The organism is Zunongwangia pacifica, from assembly GCF_023499215.1.
Taxonomy (GTDB): domain Bacteria; phylum Bacteroidota; class Bacteroidia; order Flavobacteriales; family Flavobacteriaceae; genus Zunongwangia; species Zunongwangia pacifica.
This window is the reverse complement of the sequence record NZ_JAKHSK010000024.1, coordinates 40,710-59,092: the sequence shown is the minus strand read 5'-3', so window position 1 is coordinate 59,092 and position 18,383 is coordinate 40,710. Positions and strand designations below refer to the sequence as shown.

Sequence of the window (18,383 nt, the reverse complement as noted above, 5' to 3'; positions counted from 1 at the left end):
TATTAAAGCGTTTTGTCTGGTTATGCCATTAGGTATTTGATCAAAAAATGAAACGCTCCCGTTTTAAGGAGCGTTTTTTGTGCTATAACTAATATGAAAATAGCGAATCGATATTGCATGTTTTTAATGTGTTTTTTTGCAGGAACAGTTATGATGTTAGCTCAAAAGGATACACAGAATATCTTAACTTCAGACTTTAAAGAAGTTATTATCGATGCCGATGAAGTTTTTAAAATCAATATCATTAGTGAGAAAAGAGAGACTTTAAAATATAAAAGTCATTCTGAAGGAGAGTATGTTAATGATATTCGCTTAAAAACAAGTTTAAAAAACGGCAGGCTTTATATCGAAACTCAATATCCACAACAACTGGTAGGTGGTTTTGATAAACTGAGTGCACATAAAGTATTTTCGCTAGAATTAAATCTTTATATGCCAGAAGATAAGCGGCTTATTGTTAGTTCTAACTCAGCTTCTTTGACGGTTTCAGGGAAATTCGAAAGTTTTTCGGCCAATCTTCAGCGAGGCTATTGCAATTTGAAAGATTTTGATGGAAATGCAACCGTTAATACCTATAAGGGAGATATTGATGCTGAAGTAGTTTCTGGAGAAATAATAGCAAAAAGCAGGCATGGTAAAGTTTTGGTCGATAAAGATCTCTACGGAATGCATCAAATTAAATTAACTTCAATTAATGGTGACATAAGCGTGCGAAAAACTAAATAATATTAGTATTTTTGGTGCGTTTTTAACAAAAAAAGAAATGTCTTTAAAGAAAGCAGGCCTAATAATATTTATAGTTCTTTTAATCGATCAGATATCTAAAATTTATATCAAAACACATTTTAAACTTGGGGAAGAAGTTAATGTTCTTGATTGGTTTAGAATTCTTTTTGTTGAAAACGAAGGAATGGCCTGGGGAACCAAAATCCCGGGACAGTATGGGAAACTGGCACTTACGCTTTTCCGTTTAGTGGCCATTTTTGGAATAGGGTACTGGCTGGTAGATTCTGTAAAGAAAAACGGAAGCCGAATTTTAATTACCTCAATCGCTCTGATTTTTGCAGGTGCTTTTGGAAATATTATCGATTCTGTTTTCTACGGAATTACTTTTAGCGATAGTTATAACAAGGTAGCGACCTTTTTACCCGAAGGCGGTGGCTATGGAACACTTTTTCACGGAAAGGTGGTAGACATGCTTTATTTTCCCTTATACGAAGGTTATTTGCCAGAGTGGATCCCGTTTTGGGGTGGTAAATTCTTTACATTTTTTGAACCCGTTTTTAATATTGCCGATTCTTCGATAAGTATTGGTGTTATTTTATTGCTATTATTCAACAAAAGAGCTTTCCCGAAAGAGGAGAAAGAGTAGTAAAGTTTATAGCCGTATAGCCTATAGCTTTCAGCTCTTAGCTTTAGCTTAATTCGCCCAGGGAAATAGTCGTCCTATGTTTGTAATGGGCAGATTTCAATATAAGAAGGGAAAGCAAAAAAAGTACTTCGTCATCTCGACCGGAGCGGAGAGATCTTTTTTCTGGTAGAAGTTAGGATATAGAGAAGAGACGCAAGAATCAGGAAGCAGGCCTATTAATTTTGAATAACTTTATTATTTAGTCTAATAGAGAAAATTTGTAAATTACTGCAAAGGCTTCTCGATACAACAACTTTTGAACCTTGAACTTTTAAACTTTGAACGTCTATCTTGATTGAGATTTCTCCATTCCGCTGCGCTTCACCTGCCTGCCGGCAAGGCAGGGTCGAAATGACGACGAAGTTCATTCAAAACTTAGCTTCAAGAATTCAACATAAAATAGTCATCCTATTTTTGTAATGGGCAGATTTAAATAGAAGAAGGGAAAGCAAAAAAAGTACTTCGTCATCTCGACCGGAGCGGAGAGATCTTTTTTCTGGTAGAAGTTAGGATATAGAGAAGAGACGCAAGAATCAGGAAGCAGGCCTATTAATTTTGAATAACTTTATTATTTAGTCTAATAGAGAAAATTTGTAAATTACTGCAAAGGCTTCTCGATACAACAACTTTTGAACCTTGAACTTTTAAACTTTGAACGTCTATCTTGATTGCGATTTCTCCATTCCGCTGCGCTTCACCTGCCTGCCGGCGAGGCAGGGTCGAAATGACAACGAAGTTCACTCAAAATTCAACATTCAACATAAAAAAGATAGGTCCTATATTCTAAAATCTATATACTTTCTTCGGAGTTATGCAATAATCAAGCGGAATGTCACTGGCGTAAACATCTTCAAAAGCCTCTTCAGCTTCGTAAAAAGAGAGTCCTATTTTAATAATATCAGGTTTACAGGTGCTTAAAAATTTATCGTAGTAGCCTTTGCCATAGCCAATGCGGTGACCATTTTTATCGAAAGCAAGTAAAGGCACAAAAACCACATCTATTTTTTCTGAAAGAATTTCGATGCCGTCTACAGGTTCAGGAATATTCCACCTGTTTTTTTTGATTTTGGTAGTTTCGGTAAGTAAATAATTGATTAAGTGGTTATGCTCGATATCGGTTCTTGGGATAACCACATTTTTATCCTTACCCTGAAGAATGTGTAAAATAAACTCGGTATCCACTTCTTTCTGTTCAGCGATACTTAAGAACAGGTGATAAAATTCGCCTTCCCAAATATCTAATTTCAGCAGATTATTGGCGATTTCTAAACTATATTCTTCAATAACTTCAGGAGAAAGATCGATACGTAAAGTCTTGTATTTTTTACGAAGTTCGGTTTTATTCATCGGTCACTTTTGATGCAGTTGAAATATGAAAAATGGCATCACCCTGATACACAATAGGAGCTTCATTCACATTGATGATATACCCCTGATTTCGGGACTTTATCTTATGCCTGAATTTTCCGTAAGGATCGGTAATCGTACCAATATATTCTCCTTTTTCTACATGCTTTCCGCAGGGAACCTTAAGATGTAAAAGGCCGCTGTACTTAGCACGCATCCAGGTGGTGTTTTCAATCAAAATAGGCTCAGCGTGTGCATCGGGAAGCTCAAATTTAGTTTTAAGCATGTTTAGATGATCCAGAATCCGCATGGTGCCTTCTACTCCCTGTCTTGCAATTTCTTTATTGCTATCCTGAGATTTTCCGCCTTCAAAAAGTAAAATAGGAATGCCCATTTTAGAACAGGTTTCACGATACGACTTAGTAATCGTAGTAGAAACGATGGTAAAGGGCGCTTTAAAGATATTCGCTAATTCGATGCTGTGTTTGTCACCTTTTTTTACCCGAATTTGGGCTACGTTAAAACGGCTTGCCCCACCGGTGTGAAAGTCCAGGCAGAAATCTGCGATTGGTAAAATTTCCTGAACAAATTGAAAGGCAAACCTACCGGCAAGCGATCCGTTTTTAGTTCCCGGGAACATTCGATTAAGGTCGCGCCCATCGGGAAATTCACGAGCCATATTTAAAAAGCCAAAAACATTCATGACCGGTATGCAAATGGTAGTGCCGCATTTAGGCTTATTAATTTCTTTACTAATAAGCTGTCTTACGATTTCTACCCCATTCAGCTCGTCACCATGAATACCGGCGGTAATTAAAACCACAGGCCCCGGATTTTTAGAACGCTCTATAATTACAGGCACTTCTACAGAAGTTGTGGTATAGAGTTTCGCCATATTAAGGTTAATGGTAGCGCTTTTACCGGGTAAAATCTTTTTGCCTAGAATTTCCAGGACGTTGTCTTTGGTGATTTGAGGCATAAATTATATTAGGCGTGTTTCTCTATATATCGAATGATGGTTTTGGCGATATCTTTTCCGGTAGCTTTTTCGATACCTTCTAATCCTGGTGAAGAATTCACTTCAAGAATTAATGGTCCGCGAGAACTTTGAATCATATCTACCCCTGCAACGCCAAGCCCCATGGCTTTGGCAGCTTTTACCGCTGCGATTTCTTCTTCATCGCTAAGTTCAATAGCTTCAGCGCTACCACCACGATGCAGGTTAGAACGGAACTCGCCTTCTTTTCCTTGTCTTTTCATGGCGCCAACTACGTGACCATCTACTACAAAAGCTCTAATATCTGCTCCTTTAGCTTCTTTAATAAATTCCTGCACAATTACGCGAGCCTGTAAACCGTTAAAAGCTTCAATTACCGATTCGGCCGCATTTTTGGTTTCAGCAAGAACAACACCAACACCTTGTGTTCCTTCTAAAAGTTTAATTACTAATGGAGGCCCACCAACCTGACTAATAACTCCGGAAACGTCTCGGGAATAGTTAGTAAATACGGTTTTTGGAAGCCCAATTTTAGCACGAGAAAGTACCTGAAGACTTCTAAGTTTATCGCGGCTTCTTACCAAAGCTTCACTTTCTGTAGTGGTAAATGCCCCCATCATTTCGAACTGGCGAACTACTGCGGTGCCATAAAACGTTACCGAAGAACCAATTCTTGGGATAATCGCATCGACATCTTTTATATAGTTTCCCTTAAAATAAATGTTAGGGTTTCTCCTTTCAATTACAATATCACATTTTAAAGGATCTACCACCTCTACGGTGTGTTTGCGTTTCATCGCAGCTTCGACAAGGCGTTTTGTTGAATATAGTTGTGTATTTCTGGAAAGGATTTTAATGTTCATTTTGTTGGTGTTGATTGTTAAATGATAAATCAATTAGTTGTGGATCCACAATAAATTTGTTGCTTAAAAATTTTCGTCCTAAAAGAACAGGGAAACGCATTTCCTGGCGTGAAGACAAAGAAAGCGAAATTTTATAGATTTTATTAAAAAGCTTTATTTTAGATTCGATCTGGTAACGTTTCTGTATCATTCCATTACTGCTGCGAACGTAAATAATCTCATAGTCTTTAAAAGTGAACTCTTTACCATTATATTGCTCATGCTCTTCGTCAAGAAATTTGCAATATAATACATCGTCTTTTTCAACAATTTCGTCACAGTGGATGGAAGAAGTGTAAGCTCCGGTATCTATTTTTACCGAAATTCCTTCAAGATCCAGCACCGGGAAATCTGCCTTGTCAAAACGTCCAATAATCCTTTTTTTGCCTTCGCTCATATACCCAAGATAGCCAAAATAAATGTTTTACGGTTTTAAGGAATTATAAAATACCTTTAAAACTGCGAATTTCAGCATTACATCTGAGATTCTGAAATAAAAAATGAATGAAGATGCGTTATAAAAATTACTTCAAATTTTCTCGAATTTCTTCAGAATGGCCTAAAGATATTTTAAATTTGAAGTGATGGAAATACCTTCTTTGGATGTACAGTTAAAGACCTTACCCGATAGTCCCGGTGTTTATCAATATTTCGATAAAAACGGGAAGATCCTTTATGTGGGTAAAGCTAAAAATCTTAAAAAACGAGTAACGTCTTATTTTACCAAACGCCATGATAGTCATCGTATAGGCGTAATGGTTAAAAAAATTCACGAAATAAGGCATATCGTGGTTTCTTCGGAAACCGATGCATTGCTACTGGAAAATAATCTGATTAAAAAATTGCAGCCGCGTTTTAACGTGATGCTGAAGGATGATAAAACCTATCCCTGGATTTGTATCAAAAATGAGCGTTTTCCAAGAGTATTCCCTACTCGACGACTGGTTAAAGACGGGAGCGAATATTATGGCCCGTTTACCAGTTTTAAAACAGTAAATACATTGCTCGATTTAATTAAAGGTTTGTATAAACTACGAACCTGTAATTATGATCTTGCTGAAGATAAGATTAGGGAGAATAAATACAAAGTTTGCCTGGAATATCATTTAGGCAATTGCCTGGGACCATGTGAAGGTTATCAGGGAGAAGCAGAATACAATAGAAATATCGATCATATTCGGCAGATCGTAAAAGGAAATTTTAAAGATTCGCTTCATCAGTTTAGGGAGCAAATGCAGGAGCATGCCACTAATATGGAGTTTGAAGATGCGCAGCGAATAAAAAATAAGATTGAAGTTTTAGAAAATTATCAATCCAGGTCTACAGTGGTTAATCCAAAAATTAATAATGTAGATGTATTTTCTGTAATTAGTGACGAGGGTTATGGTTATGTGAATTTCTTGCAGCTTATGCACGGGTCGATTATCCGGTCGCATACCATTGAAATGAAGAAAAAATTAGAGGAGACCGATGAAGAATTACTGGAATTAGGGATCACAGAGATAAGACAGCGATTTAATTCAAAATCTCCCGAAATTTATGTGCCTTTTAAAGTCGATGCCGGTGACGATGTAAAAGTAACGGTGCCAAAACTGGGGGATAAACGTAAGATCGTAGAATTATCTGAGCGCAATGCCAAGTATTATCGGCAAGAACGATTTAAACAAATGAAAATCGTAGATCCAGATCGCCATGTAAAGCGGGTGATGGCCCAAATGAAAGAAGATTTACGTTTAAGTGTAGAGCCAAGGCATATCGAATGCTTTGATAACTCTAATATTCAGGGAACAAATCCTGTAGCGGCCTGCGTAGTTTTTAAAAACGGAAAACCCAGTAAAAAAGATTATCGTAAATTTAATATCAAAACGGTTGAAGGGCCTAACGATTTTGCTTCGATGGAAGAGGTGGTGTATAGAAGGTATAAACGTCTTTTAAATGAAGGGGAAGAATTGCCGCAGCTTATTATTGTGGATGGTGGTAAAGGACAGTTGGGCAGTGGTTTAAAAGCTTTAGAGGCCTTGGGTTTACGCGGTCAGGTGGCGATAATTGGTATTGCAAAAAGATTAGAAGAGTTATTTTATCCTGGCGACCCGGTACCGTTGTATTTAGATAAAAAGTCTGAAACTTTAAAAATCATTCAACAATTAAGGAATGAAGCGCATAGATTTGGGATCACTTTTCATAGAAATAAACGTAGTAAATCTGCGTTAAATACCGAACTGGAGTCTATTAAGGGGATAGGTGAAAAAACGGTGGTCGAATTACTGAAGAATTTTAGGTCATTAAAACGGGTAAAACAAGCTTCAGAGAAGTCACTGGCAGAGGTTGTGGGAAGTGCTAAGGCTAAGATTGTTTACGATTATTATCACTCATAATCTTTATAATAAAAATGAAAAAAATCTTTTGTATCCTATTCTTTTGTAGTTCGATTTTAAGTTTTTCTCAGCAAGAAAAATTGAAGGTTGGTGTTGTTTTGAGTGGAGGAGGCGCAAAAGGGCTGGCGCATATTGGAGTTTTAAAAACGATAGAAGAGGCCGGCGTTCATATCGATTATATTGCAGGAACCAGTATGGGGGCGATTATTGGTGGGTTGTATGCTTCAGGCTATACGGCAGTCGAATTAGATTCGATTGTAAAAAACACCAATTTCAATATTCTTATCCAGGATGAAATTCCAAGAAGATCCATGACGTTTTACGAGAAGAGAAATACCGAGCGTTATGCGCTTACCCTTCCCTTTGATAATTTTAAATTAGGATTTCCCTCAGGATTAAGTAAAGGCCAAAATATTTACAATTTAATGTCTGGCCTTACGGTGCACCTGGATAACGAAAAAGATTTTTCAAAATTGCCAATTCCGTTTTTTTGTGTGGCTACCGATATAGAAACCGGAGAGGAAGTTATTTTAGATAAAGGTTCGCTTGCAAAATCCGTAGCGGCGAGTGGTGCTATTCCCTCTCTCTTTTCTCCTGTAAAAATAGATGGTCGCCTGCTTATCGATGGTGGTGTGGTTAATAATTATCCCGTTGAAGAATTGCGGCGTCGCGGTGCCGATGTGATTATTGGGGTAGATGTTCAGGATTCGCTAGTTAATCGAAAAAACTTAAAAGGGGTGTTCGATATTTTTACACAGGTGAGCAACTTCAGGACGATTAAAGACATGAAAAATAAGATTCCGCTTACCGATATTTATATTCGTCCTGATATTGGTCCTTTTACGATCATGTCTTTTGAAGAAGGCACTGCGATTATCGACTCTGGTAAAGTGGCCGGAGAGCGTCAAATTTCGGCATTAAAACAATTGGCGCAAAAGCAAGAGACGCATGTTAAACCATATCACCGAAAGGTGATGGATACCATTAATTTAAGCCGAATTGAACTTGCAGGGAATACCAATTACCCACGGTCTTTTATTATGGGAAGGCTTCGGTTAAAAACTCCCGGAAAATATAGTATTTCGCAAATAAATGAAAGTATCGACTTTTTATCGGCTACCGGAAACTTTGATAAGATTAACTATTTTTTTACCCACGATAAAGGAGAAGATACGTATGCATTAAACCTTAATATCGATGAGAGTGAGAACAAAACTTTTCTAAAATTAGCCTTGCATTATGACGAATTGTACCGTAGTGCCGCATTGGTGAATTTAACCCGAAAAAGTTCGATTTTCACAAACGATGTTACCTCTTTAGATTTAATTGTTGGGGAAAATATTCGGTATAATTTTCAGTATTATATCGATAAAGGTTATTATTGGAGTATTGGGGTAAAATCCCGATTTAACTCTTTTGATACGCCGGTAGATTATAAGCTTATTGAAGAAGAGGTGAGCGAAGAGGGGCTTAATATTAACCGAATTGATATCGATTTTAAAGATTTTACCAATCAATTTTATGTAGAGACCTTATTTAGGCAAGTAGCTTCGTTGGGATTGGGAGCAGAGCATAAGTATATAAAAATCTCTTCAGAAACAATTAATAGTAATGAAGAAGAGCAGGACGTTCCCGGAACCGAATTCGAAAATAATCACTATTACAGTGCTTTTGCTTATTTAAAATATGATTCTTTTGATAATAAATATTATCCAAAGCGCGGATTTTATTTTAATGGGGATTTTCATATTTATCCATTTTCTTCTGTCCATGATTTTGAAGAGTTTTCTATCGCCAAGGCAAAAATTGGCTATGTTTTTACCCCTATAAGAAACCTAAGTTTTCGACTTTTTTCTCAAACAGGATTTAGAATTGGCGATAGCGACAATCAAATATTAGATTTTCTTTTAGGAGGCTACGGAAATGATCTTATTAATAATATGGTGCCGTTTTATGGTTATGATTTTGTGAGTCTTGGGGGCGATAGTTTTATAAAAGGTCTTGTTGAAGTGGATGCAGAAATAGTAAAGAATAATCATGTTACCCTAAGTGCTAATTTTGCAAATGTAAGAGACGATTTATATTCTTCTGGAAATTGGTTCTCGATGCCAGATTATACGGGCTACGCCTTAGGCTATGGAGTGGAGACCTTTCTTGGGCCGATGGAAGTAAAATATTCTTATTCGCCAGAGATCGAAGAAGGTCAATGGTTTTTTAGTTTAGGTTTCTGGTTTTAATGCGCTTTTCTTTAAAATATTTTTTAATCGCCCTTTTATTTTTTGGAATGGAGTTTTTAATAGCAAGATCCCTAAATGGCGGTTTTATTCGCAACGTGTTTGGCGATTACCTAATCGTATTTGTAATGTATTATTTTTTACTCACGTTTTATAAGTGGCAAAAATTTAAACTTGCTGTTTTCGTTTTGCTCTTCGCTTATCTGATCGAGCTCTTACAATATGTGCAAATTTTAAAAATCCTCGGAATTCAAAAATCCACTGCTACCGATATGATTTTAGGATCATCTTTCGATTGGTTGGATATGCTGGCGTATACTTTGGCATTTTTAAGTATTATTGGTATAGCCAAGGTTTTTAATAAAGAGGTTTGATAACTAAGGGGGTGACTCGCTTTTAAATTTAAAATTTTTCGTCTCGCTTCTTGATTCGAAAATCTGTTTTCTCTACTCTATTTTCTGTATTCTATGCACTAACAATAAAGCAATCTAACTCCTAACATACAAAGAATTTGGCAGAAATAAGGATGCTTCAGCTAGTTCTGTTGAGTGAAAAAGCTTCAGCAACTAACTCAAAACTCCGTAGGCGCAGTTCTTTATTAAAACTCATGGTAGAAATAATCACTTCATCAACATCAAAATCCTTCGCCAAATTAATGATCTTCTCTTTTACGCGATCTGGGGTGCCAGAGATTAATCGCCCTGCATTATAATGTAATCGTTGTTTCTCAAAAGAAGTAAACTGATGATTTCTTACATCTTCAAATTCAGGTAGGTTTTGGTAGTTTCCTTTGTCAAATTGTAGCAGAATATAATCAATATATTTACGCATTTGGTTGGCTTCCTCTTCGGTTTCGCCGCATATCACGAACGAAGAAATTAATGCTTTAGGTTCTTGGCGATCCTCGGTAGGTCTAAAATGTTTGCGATAACTCGCTACTATATTAGGAGAAACACTTCCGTTGATAAACTTTGCCACGGCAAGATTTAAACCCAGATCGGCAGCGATTTTAGCACTACCACCGCTACTACTTAAAATCCACTGTTGCGGGCTTGTTTTTACCTGCGGGATAGCATAAATAGGTGAATTGTTTACTTGCGCATTATCCTTAAAAAAATGATTTAAATGTTGAAGTTGCTGAATATAATCTTCTTCTTTAAAAGTATTTGAAGGATTTAAAAGATTAGCACTAATGCCATCACCACCGGGTGCACGCCCAATACCAAGATCAATGCGGCCGGGATATAAAGCTTCTAACATTCTAAAGTTTTCGGCCACTTTAAAAGCGCTATGGTTAGGTAACATAATGCCGCCGCTGCCCAATCGAATTTGCGAAGTTTCAGCTCCTAACCTTGCCATTAAAACCTCTGGAGCAGAGCCGGCAATAAAGGTAGAATTATGATGCTCAGAAATCCAAAAACGCTGATAACCTAAATTTTCAGCAAGAATAGCAGTTTCTATAGTTTCCTGAATTGCAGCAGCAGCTGTGGAATTGGTACGAACCACAGATTGGTCTAAAATTCCAAGTTTAAGATCATTCATGCAAAATGCTTTTATTAAGTTATTCGGTTTTTAGAGCAATTGCTTACAAACTAATTTAGGATATTGAAGCTTAGTTTTACATTTCATTTAAGAAAGAATGCGCTTGTTTTCTATAAATTTATTATTAGTTAATTTTATATGGTTTTTATTGATAATTTTATAATTTTAGCAAACATGAAAGTAGTCTAATTAAATATTTAATTATGCCTTTTTATCATAAATTAGGTAAGATTCCGCATAAACGACATACCATTTTTAAAAAACCAGATGGGAGCCTTTATTACGAACAGGTTTTTGGAACCATTGGTTTTGATGGGATGTCTTCGATCTCTTACCACGAGCAACGACCTACACAGGTTAAAGAAGTTAAGAAAAGTTATAGCGTAAAACCTGCAATCTCGAAAGAAAATAACTTAAAATCCTACCGATTAAGAGGCTTTAAGATACAGCCAACACGTGATTATTTAGAAAGCAGGAAGGTGATTTTAACCAATAGTGATGTCGATATTATTCTGGCAGCACCACAAAAGTCTACCGATAATTATTTCTATAAAAATGCCGATAGTGACGAGCTCTTATTTATTCATAAAGGCAGCGGAAAATTAAGGACGCATTTAGGGAATCTCGATTTTAAATACGGTGATTATCTACTTATTCCGCGGGGAACGATCTATAAACTCGATTTTGATACCGAAGAAAACCGCCTTTTTATTGTAGAATCCCGAAGGCCCATCTATACGCCTAAACGATATCGAAATTGGTTTGGGCAGCTTTTAGAGCATTCGCCATATTGCGAGCGTGATCTAAGACAGCCTTACGAGTTGGAAACCAATAATGAAAAAGGCGATTTTTTAATTAAAATCAAGAAACAGGGAGAGATTTTTGACACGATTTATGCCTCGCATCCATTTGATGTGGTAGGTTATGATGGGTATAACTACCCTTATGCATTTTCGATACATGATTTTGAGCCTATTACAGGTAGGATTCACCAGCCGCCGCCTGTACATCAAACTTTTGAAACCGATGCGTTTGTGGTTTGTAGTTTTTGCCCGCGTAAATACGATTATCATCCAGAGAGTATTCCGGCACCATACAGCCATAGTAATATCGATAGTGATGAGGTGTTATATTATGTGGATGGCGATTTTATGAGCCGAAATGATATTGAAGCTGGGCATATTTCGTTGCATCCGGCCGGGATTCCGCACGGGCCACATCCCGGTGCGGTAGAACGAAGTATCGGAAAAACCGAAACCGAAGAACTGGCGGTAATGGTAGATACCTTTAAGCCTTTACAACTTACCGAAGATGCCATGGCCATTGCCGATGAAACCTATTACAGATCATGGTTGGAAGACGAGGATCAATAAAAAAGATTCAAAAAATAACGAATATTAAGATTATGTCTAAAGATAATTCATCATTACAATTAGAAAAAGTAATTCCTGAAGCAGATGATTTTCTTCCTATTTTAGGGACAGATTTTGTAGAGCTGTATGTTGGGAATGCAAAGCAGGCCGCATATTATTATCAGCATGCATGGGGATTTCAGCCGGTAGCTTATTCTGGTTTAGAAACCGGGCAGCAGGATAGCGTTTCTTATGTATTGCAACAAGGAAAAATCAGGATTGTACTCACCTCTCCTTTACAACCTTCTGGAGCAATCAATGCGCATATCGATAAGCATGGTGACGGGGTGAAATTTGTGGCTCTTTGGGTAGACGATGCCAAAAAAAGTTATGAAGAAACCACCAAAAGAGGTGCTAAAAGTTATGTAGAGCCTTATGAATTGGAAGATAATCATGGGAAAGTAGTGATTTCTGGAATTCATACTTACGGGGAAACGGTTCATCTTTTTATTGAAAGAGGAGAATATAAAGGCCCATTTATGCCGGGTTACAGAACCTATGCGCCGCTTGCCAAATCTCCAGAGACCGGTTTAAAATATATCGATCATATGGTGGGTAATGTAGGTTGGAACGAAATGAATAAGTGGTGCGAATTTTATGCAAAAGTGATGGGATTTGCACAAATGGTTTCTTTTGATGATAAAGATATTTCAACAGATTATACCGCTTTGATGAGTAAAGTGATGAGTAATGGGAATGGGCGAATTAAATTCCCGATTAATGAACCTGCGGAAGGAAAAAAGAAATCGCAAATTGAAGAATATATCGATTTTTATAATGGTGCCGGAGTGCAGCATATCGCTTTAGCTACCGACAATATTATTGAAACAGTAACTTCCTTACGCGATCGTGGAGTGGAATTTTTATATGTTCCAGAAACCTATTATGATGATTTATTAGATCGCGTAGGAGAGATCGATGAAGAATTAGCGCCGCTAAAAGAACTGGGAGTGCTGGTGGATAGGGATGATGAAGGTTATTTATTACAGATTTTCACGAAGCCGGTTTTAGATCGCCCAACCATGTTTTTTGAAATAATACAAAGAAAAGGCGCGCAATCTTTTGGAAAAGGAAACTTTAAGGCTTTGTTTGAAGCCATTGAAAGAGAGCAAGATTTGCGAGGAACGCTAAAATAATTGTAAATAATTGATTTTTAGATAATTTAAAGGTGTGTTTTTAATGTAAAAATCAGTATTTTAGTTAAAGTCTGTTTTTAGCTTTTTTTAATAGGATAAAATGCAGAATTTTGCGCTCGCATTTTTGGAGTGGTTACCAAATTTGTTTTTTCATAATTTAAGTTTTAGTTGGTTAATAAGACAAAAAACCTCGTCATTAATTTGATGGGGTTTTTTGTTTTGATACATTTGGAATAGTAATTGTAAATCACATAAAAGATAGTCATTCAATATAACACTGTTTCAAATTTAAACCAATGGTTCAAAGACTTACAATTACGATAATACTACTTTTCTTCGCACTTACTTCACATCAAGCTCAAAATGCCTATGATGCTGGCGAATGGTTTAAATTCAGGATACATTATGGTCCATTTAATGCAAGTTTTGCAACGCTTCAGGTAAACGAAGCCAATTTAGAGGGGAGACCGGTTTATCATGTTGTGGGTAAAGGTAAATCTACCGGAATGCTGCACTGGTTTTTTAAAGTAGATGATAATTACGAAACGTATATAGACCGTAAAACGGGGCAACCTTATAAATTTATACGTCAAATCGACGAAGGTGGGCATACTAAAGATTTAGAGATCGATTTTGATCATAAATCAAATAACGCTTATGTTCATGATAAAAAGCATGATAAGAAAAAGACCTATACTACAAAGGAAAATATCCATGATATGTTGTCTGCATTTTACTATCTTCGCAGCAACATAAACGAGGAGTCGCTGCAACCCGGCCAAGAGATATTCCTTAACCTTTTTATCGATGATGAAAGTATGGATTTTAAGGTGAAATTTTTAGGGAACGAAGTGGTAAAAACCAAGTTTGGAAAGGTAAATGCGCTAAAGTTTAGACCTTATGTAATGGCAGGTAGAGTTTTTAAAGAGCAGGAAAGCCTTACTTTTTGGGTAAGTGCAGATAAAAATAAAATACCTTTAAAAATAAAAGCCGATCTTGCTGTAGGATCGCTTGATGCTGATCTTGATGCTTATAAAGGTCTAAAATACCCCTTCAGGATTATTATAGATTAGCATGGAAATTAAACCCGAAATAGCCGAGAGAATAGAATTACTTGAAGAGAAATTCAGAAATTCTGGTCAGGATATGGGGTCTTACTTAGATGGTCTTTTATACGACCGCTATTTAACATATTGGGATTATATAAGTTTAGATACGTTGCTGAGTTTGCAAAAACCAGAGACACATTTCCCAGACGAAGAGATTTTTCTAACCTATCACCAGATCACCGAGTTATATTTTAAGCTGATTATCCACGAGCAAAAGCAGGTGATCGAAAATCCTAATTTAACCGCTTCTTATTTTATTGAAAAACTGAATAGGATGATACGTTATTTTAGGGTGCTCATCAATTCTTTTGATGTGATGATTAAAGGGATGGAGCGTGAGCAGTTTTTAAAATTCCGTATGGCATTATTGCCGGCAAGTGGTTTTCAGTCGGCTCAGTTTAGAATGATCGAGTTTTATTCAACTCCGGTTGAAAATCTTGTAGAGCATAAGATTAGAAAAAACTTCAGTTTAAATAATTCTATCGAAGAATTATTCGAAAATATTTACTGGAAGAAAGGTGGTATAGACCTTAAAACCGGTGAAAAAACCTTAACTCTAAAACAGTTTGAAAAAAGATATACGCCCCGCTTTTTAAGAATTGCAAACGAGGTTAAAGGAAAAACCCTGTATGGTCGTTATCAGGGCCTGGCAGCTTCAGAAAAAAACAATTCAAAATTAATCGAAGCACTACGTACTTTTGATAGTAGTGTAAACGTTAACTGGTTGTTGATGCATATAGGTGCCGCATATAGACATCTGGATCATGGAAAGAAAACGGTAAAAGCCACTGGTGGCACAAACTGGAAAGAATTTTTACCACCGGGATTTCAAAAAATATCTTTTTTTCCTGAATTGTGGAGTGAAGAAGAACACGAAGAATGGGGCAAAGAATGGATAAACCACATGTTTAATATTGAAAATAAGAATTAGAAATTGAAGAAATTTAGTTTTTTATTCCTGCTATTATTAGTTTTTGCGGGATGCAAGGAAGAAACAAAAGATCAAGCCGTAGCAGAAACTAAAAAACCAGCGCCCAAACCTATTGTAAAAGAATTTGGGTTTGTTTTGGACGATTTTGATATAGTAGTAGATACCATAGAACGAGGAGATAACTTTGGATATATTCTGGATAATCACGGGGTAGATCGTGGTAAAGTTTTTGAAATTTCAGAAAAAGTAAAAGATACTTTTAATCCTGCCAGGATCACTGCGGGTAAAAAATATATTATTTTGAAAGCTAAAGATTCGGCTCATACACCGCTTCATTTTATCTATCAGAATAACAAAATCGATTATACGGTTTTAAACATTGGCGATAGTATTTCTGCCTATACCGCTAAAAAGCCGGTTTCTATAAAAAGAAGGGAAGTTTCTGGAGTAATTACGTCCTCACTTTCCGAAGCTATGCAGGCACAAGGTTTAAGTAATCTGCTGGTTTATCAATTATCAGATATTTACCAGTGGAGTATCGACTTCTTTAAACTTCAGAAAGGAGATCAGTTTAAAATGATCTATCACGAAAAATATATCGATGATACTATTTTTGCCGGAATAGAAAGTGTAGAGGCAGCAGTTTTTAAACATTCAGATCGTCCTTTTTACGCGTTTAAGTATGAGACAGATTCAATAACAGGACAGGCCAGTTTTTATGATGAAGAAGCAAAAGCCTTGCAGAGCTTTTTCTTAAAAGCACCGCTAAATTATAGTAGGATCTCTTCCAGATATCAGCGAAGAAGATTTCATCCGGTACAAAAAAGATGGAAGGCGCATTTAGGAACAGATTATGCCGCGCCAACCGGAACACCAATAAAAACAACGGCAGATGGGGTAGTAATTGCTTCCAGTTATACTTCGGGTAACGGTAATTATGTGAAAGTACGCCATAATAAAAAATATACCACACAGTACCTTCACATGAGTAAACGAAATGTAAGAAACGGGCAGGCGGTAAAACAAGGCGACGTGATAGGTTTTGTTGGCAGTACGGGGTTGGCTACCGGGCCTCATGTGTGTTATCGATTTTGGGTAAATGGTAAACAGGTAGATCCTTACAGCCAAAATTTACCGACAGCCAAGAAAATTGAGGGAGCTAAAAAAGACGATTATTTTGCTTTTATCGAGCCGCTAAAGACAGCACTGGATAAAATACCTTATAAAAATATCTAAAACCAAGATTTTGTGTAAGATTTGGTGGTTTTATCTACTAAACTTTCACAATAAAAAATTGAAAAATGAAGAATATAAATCCAACCAAAACCCAAGCCTGGAAAAAATTAGAAGCTCATTATGCTGAGACAAAAGACCAGTCTTTAAAATCGCTTTTTGAAAACGATAGTGAGCGTGCAGCAAAATTCACCACCAAATGGGACGATTTTCATGTAGATTTTAGTAAGAATAAAATTACGGAAGAAACCAAAGCACTTCTTATCGATCTTGCCAATGAGTGTGGATTAAAAGAAGCTATGGATGCTTATTTTGGGGGTGAAGCCATTAATAAAACTGAAGGGCGACCGGTATTACATACGGCTTTAAGAGCTTCAAAAGATGCCGATATTAAAGTAGACGGTGAGAATGTAATGAGCGAGGTTGAAGAGGTTAAAGCAAAAATAAAAGCTTTTTCTTCTGAAGTTATTCAGGGAATTACGAAAGGATATACAGGAAGAGATTTCACGGATGTTGTAAATATTGGAATAGGAGGATCTGATCTTGGCCCCGTAATGGTAACTGAAGCTTTAGAGTTTTACAAGAACCATCTAAATGTTCACTTTGTATCGAATGTTGATGGAGACCATGTACATGAAACAATAAAGGATCTAAATCCTGAAACTACCTTGTTTGTTATCGTTTCTAAGTCTTTTACCACTCAGGAAACCTTAACCAACGCAACGACTATTAGAAACTGGTTTATGAAAACGGCTCCTGAAGAGGCGGTTTCTAAACATTTTATTGCCGTTTCCAGTAATGTGGCAAAAGTAAAAGAATTTGGAATCGACGAAAATAATATCTTCCCAATGTGGGATTGGGTTGGTGGTCGTTTCTCACTTTGGAGTGCAGTAGGACTTTCTATAAGTTTAGCGATTGGATATCCAAATTTTGACGCTTTATTAAGTGGAGCGCAAAAAATGGATGAGCATTTTAAACAAACAGCGTTTGAAAATAATATTCCTGTATTGGCTGGATTGTTAAGCGTTTGGTATAACAATTTTTATAAAGCAGAAAGCGAAGCGGTAATTCCTTATTCTCAATACCTGCATAGATTGCCGGCGTATTTGCAGCAGGCAGTGATGGAGAGTAACGGTAAAAGTACCGACCGTAATGGAGATAAAGTAGATTATCAAACCGGGGCGATTATTTGGGGAGAACCAGGAACAAATTCGCAACATGCATTTTTCCAGTTAATACATCAGGGAACAAAATTAATCCCGGCCGATTTTATAGGATTTAAAATGTCTTTATTTGACGATAAAGATCATCATCATAAATTAATGGCCAATTTCTTTGCACAAACAGAAGCCCTACTTCAGGGAAAAACCGAAGATGAGGTTCGTGAAGAGTTGTCTTCAAAAGGAATGAGCGAAGCGGAAATTAAGGAGTTATTACCTTTTAAATTATTTGATGGAAATAAGCCAACAACCTCTTTTTTAATTGATAAACTAACACCAGAGAGTTTAGGCAAGTTAGTCGCCATGTATGAACATAAGATTTTTGTACAGGGGGTAATTTGGAATATCTTTAGTTACGACCAGTGGGGAGTAGAATTAGGGAAGCAATTGGCAAGTACTATTTTAAAGGATATAGATAGCAAAAAGGTAGATAATCATGATTCCTCTACAACCAATCTTTTAAAGGCTTTCCTGGATAAGTAAGTTTTAAAATAACTTTATGTAAAGCTTAAGCACCTCATTTTGAGGTGCTTT

At 36.6% G+C, this 18,383-nt stretch carries 16 protein-coding genes; 11 read left to right on the top strand and 5 right to left on the bottom strand.

Annotated features, from left to right (window positions below):
* Positions 1–93: 93 nt before the first annotated feature.
* Together L1967_RS15385 and L1967_RS15380 are read left to right on the top strand one after the other, a co-directional pair.
* Complete coding sequence (locus L1967_RS15385; protein WP_249602393.1) at positions 94–726, top strand: DUF4097 family beta strand repeat-containing protein; 633 nt, start codon at positions 94–96, stop codon at positions 724–726.
* A 37-nt stretch (positions 727–763) separates the two neighbouring features.
* Complete coding sequence (locus L1967_RS15380) at positions 764–1,372, top strand: lipoprotein signal peptidase (protein WP_249602392.1); 609 nt, start codon at positions 764–766, stop codon at positions 1,370–1,372.
* Positions 1,373–2,194: 822 nt separating this feature from the next.
* On the opposite strand, the gene L1967_RS15375 is transcribed toward L1967_RS15380, so the two are convergent.
* The 4 genes from L1967_RS15375 to L1967_RS15360 are packed head-to-tail and all read right to left on the bottom strand — an operon-like array spanning position 2,195 to position 5,054.
* Entirely contained in the window at positions 2,195–2,758 is a 564-nt protein-coding gene (locus tag L1967_RS15375; protein ID WP_249602391.1) for a 5-formyltetrahydrofolate cyclo-ligase, read from the bottom strand.
* Positions 2,751–3,737 (bottom strand): succinylglutamate desuccinylase/aspartoacylase family protein, encoded by a 987-nt coding sequence (locus L1967_RS15370; protein WP_249602390.1) that lies wholly within the window; start codon positions 3,735–3,737, stop codon positions 2,751–2,753. The genes L1967_RS15375 and L1967_RS15370 overlap by 8 nt, the downstream gene beginning before the upstream one ends.
* A gap of 8 nt (positions 3,738–3,745) precedes the next feature.
* Entirely contained in the window at positions 3,746–4,618 is an 873-nt protein-coding gene (rimK, locus tag L1967_RS15365; RefSeq protein WP_249602389.1) for a 30S ribosomal protein S6--L-glutamate ligase, read from the bottom strand.
* Complete coding sequence (locus L1967_RS15360; protein ID WP_249602388.1) at positions 4,608–5,054, bottom strand: ATP-dependent zinc protease family protein; 447 nt, start codon at positions 5,052–5,054, stop codon at positions 4,608–4,610. Before L1967_RS15360 ends, rimK begins: the two co-directional genes overlap by 11 nt.
* A gap of 187 nt (positions 5,055–5,241) precedes the next feature.
* Between L1967_RS15360 and uvrC the strand changes: the two genes are divergently transcribed.
* From uvrC to L1967_RS15345, 3 genes are read left to right on the top strand one after another with little or no spacing between them, the layout of a single operon-like run.
* Entirely contained in the window at positions 5,242–7,032 is a 1,791-nt protein-coding gene (gene uvrC, locus L1967_RS15355) for an excinuclease ABC subunit UvrC (protein WP_249602387.1), read from the top strand.
* A 14-nt stretch (positions 7,033–7,046) separates the two neighbouring features.
* Positions 7,047–9,269 carry a patatin-like phospholipase family protein gene (locus L1967_RS15350; protein WP_249602386.1) on the top strand — a complete coding sequence of 741 codons (2,223 nt, stop codon included), beginning with the start codon at positions 7,047–7,049 and terminating at the stop codon, positions 9,267–9,269.
* Positions 9,270–9,316: 47 nt separating this feature from the next.
* Entirely contained in the window at positions 9,317–9,640 is a 324-nt protein-coding gene (locus L1967_RS15345; protein ID WP_249602385.1) for a ribosomal maturation YjgA family protein, read from the top strand.
* Between the two features lie 157 nt (positions 9,641–9,797).
* Here L1967_RS15345 and L1967_RS15340 read toward each other — a convergent pair whose 3' ends face one another.
* On the bottom strand, positions 9,798–10,808 hold the full coding sequence (locus tag L1967_RS15340) for an LLM class flavin-dependent oxidoreductase (protein ID WP_249602384.1): 1,011 nt from the start codon (positions 10,806–10,808) through the stop codon (positions 9,798–9,800).
* Positions 10,809–11,011: 203 nt separating this feature from the next.
* Between L1967_RS15340 and L1967_RS15335 the strand changes: the two genes are divergently transcribed.
* The 6 genes from L1967_RS15335 to pgi all read left to right on the top strand — a co-directional run bounded on the left by L1967_RS15335 (position 11,012) and on the right by pgi (position 18,332).
* A complete protein-coding gene (locus L1967_RS15335; RefSeq protein WP_249602383.1) occupies positions 11,012–12,181 on the top strand; it encodes a homogentisate 1,2-dioxygenase in 1,170 nt (389 codons plus the stop codon).
* Positions 12,182–12,213: 32 nt separating this feature from the next.
* Positions 12,214–13,356, top strand: a complete 1,143-nt coding sequence (hppD, locus tag L1967_RS15330) for a 4-hydroxyphenylpyruvate dioxygenase (protein ID WP_249602382.1) — start codon at positions 12,214–12,216, stop codon at positions 13,354–13,356.
* A gap of 296 nt (positions 13,357–13,652) precedes the next feature.
* On the top strand, positions 13,653–14,429 hold the full coding sequence (locus L1967_RS15325) for a DUF3108 domain-containing protein (protein WP_249602381.1): 777 nt from the start codon (positions 13,653–13,655) through the stop codon (positions 14,427–14,429).
* Position 14,430: 1 nt separating this feature from the next.
* Positions 14,431–15,396 carry a tryptophan 2,3-dioxygenase family protein gene (locus tag L1967_RS15320; RefSeq protein WP_249602380.1) on the top strand — a complete coding sequence of 322 codons (966 nt, stop codon included), beginning with the start codon at positions 14,431–14,433 and terminating at the stop codon, positions 15,394–15,396.
* A gap of 3 nt (positions 15,397–15,399) precedes the next feature.
* The gene (locus L1967_RS15315; RefSeq protein ID WP_249602379.1) at positions 15,400–16,632 is read left to right on the top strand and encodes a peptidoglycan DD-metalloendopeptidase family protein; all 1,233 of its coding nucleotides are present in this window, start codon (positions 15,400–15,402) and stop codon (positions 16,630–16,632) included.
* A gap of 65 nt (positions 16,633–16,697) precedes the next feature.
* The gene (gene pgi, locus L1967_RS15310; protein WP_249602378.1) at positions 16,698–18,332 is read left to right on the top strand and encodes a glucose-6-phosphate isomerase; all 1,635 of its coding nucleotides are present in this window, start codon (positions 16,698–16,700) and stop codon (positions 18,330–18,332) included.
* The last annotated feature ends 51 nt before the right edge of the window (positions 18,333–18,383 follow it).

Bases quoted from the DNA above. Each gene is read 5' to 3' on its own strand.
- L1967_RS15385 (WP_249602393.1), top strand. From the start codon at position 94: ATGAAAATAGCGAATCGATATTGCATGTTTTTAATGTGTTTTTTTGCA.
- L1967_RS15380 (WP_249602392.1), top strand. From the start codon at position 764: ATGTCTTTAAAGAAAGCAGGCCTAATAATATTTATAGTTCTTTTAATC.
- L1967_RS15375 (WP_249602391.1), bottom strand. From the start codon at position 2,758: ATGAATAAAACCGAACTTCGTAAAAAATACAAGACTTTACGTATCGAT.
- L1967_RS15370 (WP_249602390.1), bottom strand. From the start codon at position 3,737: ATGCCTCAAATCACCAAAGACAACGTCCTGGAAATTCTAGGCAAAAAG.
- rimK (WP_249602389.1), bottom strand. From the start codon at position 4,618: ATGAACATTAAAATCCTTTCCAGAAATACACAACTATATTCAACAAAA.
- L1967_RS15360 (WP_249602388.1), bottom strand. From the start codon at position 5,054: ATGAGCGAAGGCAAAAAAAGGATTATTGGACGTTTTGACAAGGCAGAT.
- uvrC (WP_249602387.1), top strand. From the start codon at position 5,242: ATGGAAATACCTTCTTTGGATGTACAGTTAAAGACCTTACCCGATAGT.
- L1967_RS15350 (WP_249602386.1), top strand. From the start codon at position 7,047: ATGAAAAAAATCTTTTGTATCCTATTCTTTTGTAGTTCGATTTTAAGT.
- L1967_RS15345 (WP_249602385.1), top strand. From the start codon at position 9,317: ATGGAGTTTTTAATAGCAAGATCCCTAAATGGCGGTTTTATTCGCAAC.
- L1967_RS15340 (WP_249602384.1), bottom strand. From the start codon at position 10,808: ATGAATGATCTTAAACTTGGAATTTTAGACCAATCTGTGGTTCGTACC.
- L1967_RS15335 (WP_249602383.1), top strand. From the start codon at position 11,012: ATGCCTTTTTATCATAAATTAGGTAAGATTCCGCATAAACGACATACC.
- hppD (WP_249602382.1), top strand. From the start codon at position 12,214: ATGTCTAAAGATAATTCATCATTACAATTAGAAAAAGTAATTCCTGAA.
- L1967_RS15325 (WP_249602381.1), top strand. From the start codon at position 13,653: ATGGTTCAAAGACTTACAATTACGATAATACTACTTTTCTTCGCACTT.
- L1967_RS15320 (WP_249602380.1), top strand. From the start codon at position 14,431: ATGGAAATTAAACCCGAAATAGCCGAGAGAATAGAATTACTTGAAGAG.
- pgi (WP_249602378.1), top strand. From the start codon at position 16,698: ATGAAGAATATAAATCCAACCAAAACCCAAGCCTGGAAAAAATTAGAA.